Genomic DNA, 10,237 nt, shown 5'->3' with positions numbered 1-10,237 from the left:
CCCCCCCCCCCCCCCCCCCCCCCCCCCCCCCCCCCCCCCCCCCCCCCCCCCCCCCCCCCCCCCCCCCCCCCCCCCCCCCCCCCCCCCCCCCCCCCCCCGCCGGGGGCGGTGGTGCGGTGGTGCGCTGCTGCGGGCCGTCGGGCGTGGCCAGCGCGCAGGACACCAGCTCGGGCGAGATCCAGCCGCGGCCGTTCAACACCTCGCGGACCGCGGCGACATAGCCCTGGTCGGGGTCGTCGCGATCGACGACGCCGGCCACCGACTGCCGCCACGGCGACCGCCAGAACGGATCGCCCACGCCGTTGACCAGCGCTATCACCCGCATTCCGAGTCGGGCGAGGGAGGGTTCGGCGGCGAGTGCGCGCGATTCCACGACGGCCACGTCGACCGCGGGGGTCTCCCGGCCCCGGGCCGACTTGCCCCAGGACGCGACGCCCCAGCCGGGCGCGGTCAGCGCGTCGCCGACGCGCCGGTGCAACGAGGGCGAACTGATGACGAGAACAATGCGACCCATGGCATATCCCCTTGCCTGGAGTCAGCTCGACGGCGAACCGCCGATGCGCCTGAACAGGGACTGCCAAGTCAGCGGGGACGCCGGCGAGTCGCTAATGTTCCGCAGCCGAACAATCCCATCACTTCAGTGCATGGCGCTCCTTCGACGTTGGTCAGACGTCGATCGGCACCGGCCCTCGGCAGCCCTATCGAGTAGCCGGAACTTAGCACACGTACTCGTCACTTCTTAAGCCGGCTAAGCAATGTTCGTTCCGCGTAAGTGAACGCGTCCCAGGCGGAATGGAGAGGTTCAGACTAAGGTCCCGCTGGGCGCCAAGTACGCGTTCGCTGCGCGTAATCCGGCCGCATTACGACGCATTGCGGCCAGGTCAGCGGGGTGTTCTCCGGCCGGCGATTGCCGTTTTCCCTTTGCCCGTTTGCCCGCCCGGCCACCCGGTTGCGCGGCCCCGCCGGTCGGCGACCCGTCCCCTCCCCCAGCAGGGGAAGCGGCCTTGTACCGAAGCTATCCAACAGTGCCCCCGAGGCCCCGCCCGATTGCCCTTTAACCGCGTCGAGTTGCCCGTGACCAAGAAATGCGGACAGTGCCGGTGCCCATTTTTCACTTCGCCGTACGCACCGAGGAAACGTGGGGGAAAGGCACCGGACGCGGCGGGTTTCCTGTCGCGGCACCTCGGCGGCGCTCCCGCGGCACCGCTGCCGCACGGTGCGGCACCGCTGCGGCATCTGTGGGGCCTGGCCGCCCCGCCCCTCCGTGCCCCGGCGCCCCGGCGCCCCGGCGGCAGCCTCGTACGCCCCGGCGGCAGCCTCGTACGCACCGTGCGCGCGTCCCCGCCGGCCGCGCGCCCCGCCCCACGCACACGTCCCCGCCGGCTGCGGGCCCCGCATCGCGTACGGGAGCCGCGGCCGACGGGGACGCGAAGACCGATCAGTGGGGGGATGGGGATGGCGGGCCGGCGGGTGGCGGGCGGGCCGGCACCCCAGGCCCGGGCCCCCGGTTCACCCGGACCCACCCAGGTCAGTCCTGACCCACCCAGGTCGACCCGGCCCCACCCAGGCGCACCCGGGTCACCCCGGACCCGGCGCCCAGCCCCACCCAGAAACCGCTACCCCACCAACCCACCACCCCACTTCTCCCCTAAGCCGAAGCCTCATCCAGCGCCGCCAGCTCCGCAGGCGTGAGGTCCAGGTCGGCGACGGCCAGCAGGGGCGGGAGTTGTTCGGGGGTGCGGGCGCTGGCGATGGGGGCCACCACCGTGGGCTGGGCGGCGAGCCAGGCCAGGGCGACGGTGCCGACCTCGACCCGGTGCGCGGCGGCGACCTCGGCGAGCGCGGCGAGCACCCGCGGGCCCCGCTCGCCGGTCAGGTACTGCTCCACGGCCGCGCCCCGTACGGAGTCAGCGGCCGGGTGCCCGGGCCGGTGCTTGCCGGTGAGGAACCCGGCGGCCAGCGCGAAGTACGGCACCGCGACCAGGCCGCGGTCGGCGACCACCCGGGCGAGTTCGCCCTCGTAGGTGTCGCGGGAGACCAGGTTGTAGTGCGGCTGGACGGCGACGTAGCGGGCCAGGTTCTCGCGCTCGGAGGCGTCGAGCGCGGCGGTCAGCCGGGCCGGCGAGATGTTGGAGGCCGCGATCTGCCGCACCTTGCCCGCGCGGACGAGCTCGTCCAGCGCGCCGAGGAACTCCTCGACCGGCACCGACTCGTCGTCGTAGTGCGTGTAGTACAGGTCGATGTGGTCGGTCCGCAGCCGGGTCAGTGACGCCTCGACGTCCGCCTTGATCACCTCGGCGGACAGGCCGCGCCGCGTGCCGTCCGGGCCGCTGGCGCCGCCGACCTTGGTGGCGATGACGACCCGGTCGCGGTTGCCGCGCGCCGCGACCCAGTTGCCGATGATGGTCTCCGACTCGCCGCCCGAGTTGCCCGGCACCCAGGCCGAGTACACGTCGGCGGTGTCGATGAAGTTGCCGCCGGCGCCCACGTAGGCGTCCAGGATGGCGAAGGACTGCGCCTGGTCGGCGCCCCAGCCGAAGACGTTGCCGCCCAGTGAGAGCGGGAAGACCTCGACGTCGCCGATCAGGCGGGCCCGTGTGCTCGATACGTGTTCAACCATGCCCGTGCCCAACGGATCGGCCCACCGCCCTATTCCCACCCCGCCCCGCCGCTCCCGCCGCACGAGTCACCCACGCCGTACGCGCCCTGCGCGCCGTACCAACCAACCGGCCGTACGAGCCGTGTGCGCCGCCCGGCCGTGCGCGCTGGACACCTCACCCGCGCGCACGCCTCACCCACCGACCCGCGGGTCCGCCGCCCCACCGACCCCGCGGGTCCGGCACCCCGCTACGGCTGGAGCCCGTGCTCCCGCAGCCACGCCATGGGGTCGATCGGCGCGCCGCCGCCCGGCCTGACCTCCAGGTGCAGGTGCGGCCCGGTGACGTTGCCGGTCGCGCCGACCCGGCCGATCACGTCGCCGGTGCCGACCTGACCCGAGGTCTGCGTCATGGAGGACAGGTGGCAGTACCAGACCTCGGTGCCGTCGGGGAGCGTGAGGATGATGCGGTACCCGTACGAACCGGCCCAGCCCGCCTGCGTGATGGTGCCGCCGTGCACCGCCTTGACCGGGGTGCCGGTCGGGGCGGCGAAGTCCTGGCCGGTGTGGTTGGCCGACCACATGTCGCCGGCCTGGCCGAACGTGGAGGTCAGCGTGTACGAGCCGACCGGCAGCGCATAACTGGCGGCGAGCTTGGCGCGGCGCTCGGCCTCCGCCTTGCGCGCGGCCTCCGCCGCCTTGGCCTCCGCCGCCCGCTTCGCCTCCTCGGCCTTGCGCTTGGCCTCGGCCTCGGCGGCCCGCTTCTTCGCCTGCTCCGCGGCCTGTTCGGCGGCCTTCTTGCGCGCCGCCTCGGCCGCGGCCCGCGCCGCCGCGGCCCGCTCGGCGGCCTCGCGCTCGGCTGCCTCCGCCGCGTTCTGCTGGTTCTCGGCCTGCTGGAGGATGCGGGTGCGCAGCGCCTCGCCCGCGTTGGCCGTGCCGTTGGCCGTCTCCTCGACGGTCAGCCCGGCCTGGCTCAGCGGCGTACGGTCCGCCGGGTGCACCGCGGGCGCCTGCTGCCCGCCGCCGTCCGACAGCAGCGACCCGACGCCGGGGAGCTGGTCGGCGTCGGGCAGGGTGTCGACGATGGCGTCGGCCGCGGACCCCAGGTCGGGCACCGACAGGGCGGCCTGCGGGCGGTCCTTGGCGCTCGCCATGCCGCCGGCGCCGACCGCCGCGATGACCCCGACGCCGAGCACGGCACCGCTGCGGGCCATCGAGCCGCCGCGCTGCTTCACCACCCGGTGCCGGCCGCGGACCGGGGCGACACTCTCGGCGGTGGGGTTCCACTCCTCCCCGGGCGCGCTGCCCGGTGCACTGCCCGGCGCGTCGTCTTCGGGCGCGCCCCAGGCGGCCGGGCCGCCCCAGTGCGCCGGCTCGGGCGCCGCGCCGGACGCCGCCCCGAGCGCTATCCCTGCCGTCATCTCGGCCGCCGTCTCGGCCGTCATCTCAACTGCCGCGCCGGGGAGTTCGTCCGCGCGGCCGGCGAAGGGCAACCCGCCGGGACCGCCGTCGGGATGACCACCGGGGTGCGCGGCGCCGGGCCCGCCGGGCAGTGCGGCAGCGTGGCTGCCGGGGTGCCCGGCGACCTGACCACCAGAATGGTGAGCGAACTGCCCGCCGGGCTGCCCGGCGAAGGGACCGCCGGCGTGTTCGGCGGGGTCGGCCGCGGGAGAAGCCGGGCCGGAGGCAGACCTGTTGGACGCCACGGAGGCGTGCTCCTTTCCTTCCTTCTCGCCTACCGGGTTAGCTGACGGGTTCGGAGCAGGAAGGTCTCCTACGGGCCGCGGACGACCCGATTCACCCCAAGGGTTGGTTCCCCGGTTCCCTCGTCTCGGCCCCGCCGCGAACGGCGGTGTCGCGCCTGAGGAATTCGGCGACGGCGCACGGAGCCGCCTCTTGCGGCGGCGGTGACGACCGCGCTGCGTTATCGAACGTTAATAGAGGCCCGGGTGTGATTCCAAGCCGTTCTGGGGAATAGGGCACCGCCTTTGCCGGACCGCCTACCGAACTTCAGCAGCCTGGTCAAGATCGACTACCCAGCGCAGTCAACGGCCGCCGCCGCGCCCGCCGCGCCGGGCAAGGCCCGGCCCCAACCGGCGCAGCGCGAGCAGCGCCATGTCGTCCACCCGCTGCCCGTGCGTATGCCGCGTCACATCGGCGATCAGCGTGTCCAGGAGCCCGTCGGGGCTGGCGAAGCGCCGGCCGCCGAGCCGCTGCGTCGGCTCGTAGAACCGGCCGGTCCCGTCGCGCGCCTCGGTCACCCCGTCCGTCAGCATCAGCAGCGTCGCGCCGGCCGGGAACTCCGTCTCCGTCACCGTGTCCTGCCAGGCCGCCAGGTCTCCCATGCCGAGCGGCAGCGCGCCGGCGGCCGGCACCAGTTCCCGTACGTTGCCGTCGGGCAGCAGCATGAGGGGCGGCGGGTGGCCGCGGTTGATGAGCCTCAGCCGGCCGCTGCCGACGTCGTCGATCTCGCCGATGACCGCGGTGGTGAACCCCTCGAACTGGTCGAGCCCGGCCCGCCGGTCGCCCTCCCGGTCCAGCGCCCGCTCCAACCGGTCGACCACGCCCTCCAACGCGGGTTCCTGCTCCGCCGCCTCGCCGAACGCCCCGACGACCACGGCGACCGCCTCCACCGCGTCCAGGCCCTTGCCCCGCACGTCGCCGATGAGCACGCGCACGCCGTACGGGGACTCCTGCACCGCGTACAGGTCGCCGCCGATCCTGGCGTCGGTCTGCGCCGCGACGTACCTGGCGGCGATCCGCAGCGCGCCCGTCCGGGCCGGCGGCGCGGGCAGTACGGCGCGCTGCGCGGCCTCGGCGACCACCCGGACGGTGGCGAGCTGCCGGTAGTTGCGGCGCACCACCCGGTTGATGGCCAGCGCGAACAGCGCGACGGTCGCCACGGTCGCCACCTCGGTCACCGAAAGGGCCCGGTCGGCGGCGCTGTGCACGAACGCCAGCAGGACGGAGGTGACGACGGCGGTCGCCGCCACCACGCTCGTCCAGCGCAGCGAGAACAGCGGGGCGGCGATCAGCGAGGCGGCGGTGAGGAACGGCGACGCGGTGTAGTGCGAGGGGGTGAGCAGGTCGAAGACGACGCCGCCGGCGAGCAGGGCGGCAGGCAGCCAGCGCAGGACATTCCGGGCACGCGCGGCACGCGGCGACTCCGCTTCCGCTCCGTCCCACCCGGGGTTCCCCACGCGCTGCTCCCGCTCTCGGCTCGGCCCGCACCCTACACAGCCCCTTCACCCGCATCCGTCACACCTTTCCCACCACCACCCCGAACCTCCCCGCCCTCACCCCCCGCGAGCGACCCCAACCCCCCAAGCGGCCCATCCCCGGGACGGAACCCGTACGGGCGGTGGCCCGCACCGGGGCAGCGGCTCGCCGCCGGGGCGGAGTGCGGAGGAGACGGGGCGTACGGGGTGGCGGGACCGGGAGAGGTGCGGAGGCGCTGGAGCGTCCAGGGGCGTACGAGAACGGTCCGAGCCGGCCGGCGACGGTCAGTGACGGCGGACGCCGACCGGGTGACACCACCCGCGGCCGGCGGGTACGCGCGGAACGCATGACAGGCCGGTACGCGCGCGAGGCCGCCGGATACGCGGACGGCGGACGGCCGGTCGGCGAGGCGGGGCAGGGCGGCGGGTGCGCGTACGAGTCCGCGGGCCGGCGCGGCCCGGGAGAGCAGCGGGGTACGAGACAAGGAACGGAGACGGACCGCGGGGGCGGCGGGGGCGAGGCAACTGCGCCGCACAACGGGCCGTCACCCGCCCCCACCCACCCACGACTTCCCGGTCGCTACAGCTCGACGCCCAGCGCGCGGGCGTGCCGGTCGGCCGCGCACTCCGCCGCGGCCTCGTCCAGATACACCTCGCACACCAGCCGGCCGTCCGACGTCAGATTGTGCTCCAACTCCCACAGCACCACCTCGGCCCCGCCCACCAGCAAGAACGCGTGCTCGTAGTAGCGGCACCAGGTGGTGTCCGGGTTGCCCGTACGCAGCCTGGGCTTGGTGGCCAGGGCGATGTCATGGGCGAACGCCGTGGTCAGCAGGGCGCGGACGTCCTCGCCAGGACGGTCCGGGTTCTCCGCGCGGCGCAGCACCCGGCGGGCGTGGTCGGCGGAGTCGTCTATCGCGTACGCCCGCTGCGGTGCGAACGAGCCGACCGGCGTACGTAGTTGCTCCGGCAACCAAAAGGGGATGCTCTCCAGCTCGTCCCAGAGCACCCCGCCGATGCGCTCGTGAATCCGCCGCTCGGCGACTTCGAGGGAGCGCTCGTCCGCGTACAGCTCGTAGCTGACCGGGGCCGGGGCGGTCGGGGTCGGGTCCGGGGCGGTCACCGCGGCCGGGGCGCGCTCGGCGGCCGGGGCCTCCGCGCCGCCCGGCCGGTCCTGACGCACCTCGCCGTCCAGCGGCTGGGTCCGCACCGCGGGGCCCGCGTCGGACACCGGTGAGGTGTTGTGCTCCAGCTCCCACAGGAGTTCGCTGCTGCCGTCCGGCAGCAGGAAGACGTGGCGGTAGGTGTTGCAACCGACCGGCGCCGAGCGCCCGTTGCACTGGCGGCAGGAGCGCAGCTCCGACTGGTGCATCAGTGCGCCGCGCAATCTGGCGGCCAGCGCGTCGTCGATCTCGAAGCCGTTCTGGGCGCGGGCCAGCAGCCCGTCGAGGTGCTCAGCGGGATGTTCGCCGCCCGGTGTTGCGTGCCCCACGTTCCTCTCCTCCCGACCATTGCCACGCCGCGCCCCCCAGCGACCCCCTCGCCACTTACGGTAGCGAAGTGGATACGAGCCACGGGACGGGTTTTCTCGAAGCCATCGCAGGTTCGCCACCGTGCGACGGTTCCGCGCCATGGCTTGCGCCACCCCTACACCCCGCCCGCCCGGCGTCCCGTCACCCCCTTGCGACGGGTTCCGGATGCGCCGGCGTGCGCCCCGGCCCCGGCATATGCCGCTCGGGCCCGCCGGGCGTTTGCCCGTGCTCACCCGCAAATTCCGACCCCGGGCGCGCGGCGGAGGCCGATCAAGACTGACGCGAAATCGGTGCTCCCCCAGCCGCCCGCATCACGTCGGGTGTAATGCGCCCCGCCCGAGGCCGGCCGCCCCGCCACCCCCGCACCACCGCCCCGCCAGTACGGCGCCACCACGCCGGCCGCCCGGCCCCACGGCCGCACCAGCCGGCGGGCCCGTCCGCCCTCGGCGACGACACGCGGCCCGTACGGGCGGGACATCCCGGCAACGGGCCCCGACGCCCCGGCAACGAGCCCTCCGGCGCCCCGCCACCGGGCTTTCCGGCGCCCCGCCACGGGCCCCGGCTCCCCGCCACCGCACCGGCCCGCACGCCCGCCGCGACCGACCAGCCGGCCCCCTCGCCCGCGCAAACCCGCGCCAGGGCGGCGCTCCCGGCCGCCCCCGCCGACCACCCGCCGGCCCACCCGGGCTCCCCCGCCCGCGCCCCCACCCCCTACCTCACAGCCGACGCTCGAAGCACCAGGACGCGTTACCTCCCGCGTACGGGCCGAAGTTCGGTATCCGGACATAGCCGCAGCGGGTGTAGAAGCGCACCGCGGCCGGCTGTCGGTCACCGGTCTCCAGACGCAGGGCGCCCCAGCCCTGCCGGTGCGCCCACTCCTCAAGCCCGCCGAGCAGCCGCCCGGCAACTCCCGTACCGCGCCGGTCCGGTACCACGTACATCCGCTTGACCTCACCCGTCCCGGCGCCGAGCGCACGCAGCCCGCCACACCCCACGGGCGCGCCACCCGGCCCGTACGCCACCAGGCACACGGCGCTGTCCGCGGCGGACGGCGCGGGCCCCGGCTCGCTGTCCGGGGTGCCGTAGAGCACGGCGATCTCGGCCCGCTGCCGGGCCCGCAGCGCGACGGCGTCCGGATGCGCCCACGGCACCTCGGCGAGCGCCACCCCATCGGCCTCGCCGGCCGCACCGACCGCGCGACGGGTCGCAGGACTGGCCGCGCCACCGATCGCGCCACCGGCTGCACTGCCGGCTGCACTGCCGGCCGCGCCGCAGGCCGAACCACCGCCCGAACCACCGACCGTGCCGCCGACCGCGCTACTCGCAGTGACGCCCCCGCCCACGCCCGTACCGCTCCCCGCACCCGCACCCGTCTCCGCATCGATCTCCATGCGGCGCAATTGTGTCGAACACGTGTTTCCTGCCGGTAAAAATACGAGCGGGACATCGCACGGACCTGCGGCCGGTGACCGGTGCCGGTGCCATGACGCCGCGGGACCGGCGCGGATCGGGTGCCGATCCGGACACCGAAACCCCGCCGCCGTTCCCGAGCACCGACCGAGCCCGCGGGCAGCCGGTGCGTGACCGGCCCGCAGAAAATTCTCGATTCCTGCGTGACGTTCGGGGCAAGCGGGGTTCCAAGTACCCGTCAGCGTCCCGCCGTCCGGGCGCACCGGCGGTCACCTCCGGGAGTCCGCGGAGCGACGTACGGCGGGCTCACGGCGACGTACGGAGGCGGGTGGACGAACGCAAGACGAACACCGGACGGCGACCGGCCCAAGACGCCCCGGCAGCCGCCGCGTACGACGGACAACAGAACCACGGCCCCGCGTGACCGGGCACCACCGCAGCCGCAGCAACCCAGCAAGCCGCGCCAGCGCAACAACCCGCAACACCCCACGCACACCCAAGAACACCAGCAAAGACCCGAAGGAGAGCAACCCTCATGACGACGAAGACGGCCACCGCCGCGATCAACGAGCCCCGCACCGGTGAGGCCAAGCCGACCACCGGTACCACGCTGGAGAGTTCGTCCGGTGCCGACAGCCAGCCCGCGACCCGGGGCAAGACCTCCATCGCCGACGGCGTCGTCGAGAAGATCGCCGGCATGGCCGCCCGCGAGGTCGCCGGCGTGCACGCCCTCGGCGGCGGCCTCGCCCGCACCCTCGGCGCCGTCCGCGACCGCGTCCCCGGCGGGCGCCCCAACGTCGCCCGCGGCGTCAAGGTCGAGGTCGGCGAGCGGCAGACCGCCATCGACCTGGACATCGTCGTGGAGTACGGCGTCCCGATCACCGATGTCGCCGGCGACATCCGGGAGAACGTCATCGCCGCCGTCGAGCGCATGACGGGCCTCGAAGTGGTCGAGGTCAACATCGCGGTGATCGACGTGCACCTGCCGTTCGACGACGAGGACGACGACGAGGCCCGGGTCCAGTAGCCGGTCAAGTAACCCGTCCCGTAACCCCCGCCCGGCCGCCCCGTCCCCACGCTCACCGCGACCGGCCGACCGGTCACAACCCCACCCGACGCCCCGTACGACGCCCCACGGCCCGCCGCACCACCCGGCAGCAGCACGCCGCCACACAGCACCACACGCGGCACACAGCACCACACGCGGCACGCGGCACTCAGCGCGCAGCAGCCAGCGGCGCAGCACCCACCACGGCAACCCGCCGCGGCCGGCGGCCCGCCGCGCCCCGGGCGTCCCGCAGTCCCCGTCCCACGCCGGCCCACGTCCCCCGGGCGCCCAGCCCGGGGGCCCGGGCCCGGCCCCGGCCCCCCCCCCCCACCCCCCCCCCGGGGGGGGCCGGGGCCCCCCCCAGCGGGGGCGCGCGGGGGGGCGGGCGCGGCGGGGGGGCGGGGGGCGGGGGGGGGGGGGCCGCCGGCGGGGG

At 75.2% G+C, this 10,237-nt stretch carries 6 protein-coding genes, 1 pseudogene and 1 riboswitch; of the genes and pseudogenes, 1 reads left to right on the top strand and 6 read right to left on the bottom strand.

Annotation, left to right across the window (positions count from 1 at the left end):
- The 6 genes and pseudogenes from AAHZ94_RS20085 to AAHZ94_RS20060 form a co-directional block, all read right to left on the bottom strand.
- Positions 1-514, bottom strand: a pseudogene (locus tag AAHZ94_RS20085) (hypothetical protein); the annotation flags it as partial.
- 1,134 nt (positions 515-1,648) lie between these two features.
- Positions 1,649-2,620 (bottom strand): aldo/keto reductase, encoded by a 972-nt coding sequence (locus AAHZ94_RS20080; protein ID WP_349994354.1) that lies wholly within the window; start codon positions 2,618-2,620, stop codon positions 1,649-1,651.
- Between the two features lie 227 nt (positions 2,621-2,847).
- Positions 2,848-4,017 carry a M23 family metallopeptidase gene (locus tag AAHZ94_RS20075; RefSeq protein WP_349994355.1) on the bottom strand — a complete coding sequence of 390 codons (1,170 nt, stop codon included), beginning with the start codon at positions 4,015-4,017 and terminating at the stop codon, positions 2,848-2,850.
- A gap of 296 nt (positions 4,018-4,313) precedes the next feature.
- Positions 4,314-4,443: riboswitch (cyclic di-AMP (ydaO/yuaA leader) on the bottom strand.
- A gap of 198 nt (positions 4,444-4,641) precedes the next feature.
- A complete protein-coding gene (locus tag AAHZ94_RS20070; protein WP_349994353.1) occupies positions 4,642-5,796 on the bottom strand; it encodes a PP2C family protein-serine/threonine phosphatase in 1,155 nt (384 codons plus the stop codon).
- A 598-nt stretch (positions 5,797-6,394) separates the two neighbouring features.
- The gene (locus tag AAHZ94_RS20065; RefSeq protein ID WP_349994352.1) at positions 6,395-7,306 is read right to left on the bottom strand and encodes a DUF6227 family protein; all 912 of its coding nucleotides are present in this window, start codon (positions 7,304-7,306) and stop codon (positions 6,395-6,397) included.
- A gap of 756 nt (positions 7,307-8,062) precedes the next feature.
- Entirely contained in the window at positions 8,063-8,737 is a 675-nt protein-coding gene (locus AAHZ94_RS20060; protein ID WP_349994351.1) for a GNAT family N-acetyltransferase, read from the bottom strand.
- 554 nt (positions 8,738-9,291) lie between these two features.
- Between AAHZ94_RS20060 and AAHZ94_RS20055 the strand changes: the two genes are divergently transcribed.
- Positions 9,292-9,783, top strand: coding sequence for an Asp23/Gls24 family envelope stress response protein (locus AAHZ94_RS20055; RefSeq protein WP_349994350.1), 492 nt, complete (start codon positions 9,292-9,294; stop codon positions 9,781-9,783).
- Positions 9,784-10,237 lie beyond the last annotated feature (454 nt).

The organism is Streptomyces sp. HSW2009 (genome assembly GCF_040240285.1).
GTDB lineage: Bacteria > Actinomycetota > Actinomycetes > Streptomycetales > Streptomycetaceae > Streptomyces.
The sequence above is the reverse complement of the archived record's forward strand: the minus strand, read 5'-3'. Positions and strand labels throughout refer to the sequence as shown.

Excerpts from the sequence above, each read along its gene's own strand:
- AAHZ94_RS20055 (WP_349994350.1), top strand. The coding sequence starts at position 9,292 with ATGACGACGAAGACGGCCACCGCCGCGATCAACGAGCCCCGCACCGGT.
- AAHZ94_RS20080 (WP_349994354.1), bottom strand. The coding sequence starts at position 2,620 with ATGGTTGAACACGTATCGAGCACACGGGCCCGCCTGATCGGCGACGTC.
- AAHZ94_RS20075 (WP_349994355.1), bottom strand. The coding sequence starts at position 4,017 with ATGACGGCAGGGATAGCGCTCGGGGCGGCGTCCGGCGCGGCGCCCGAG.
- AAHZ94_RS20060 (WP_349994351.1), bottom strand. The coding sequence starts at position 8,737 with ATGGAGATCGATGCGGAGACGGGTGCGGGTGCGGGGAGCGGTACGGGC.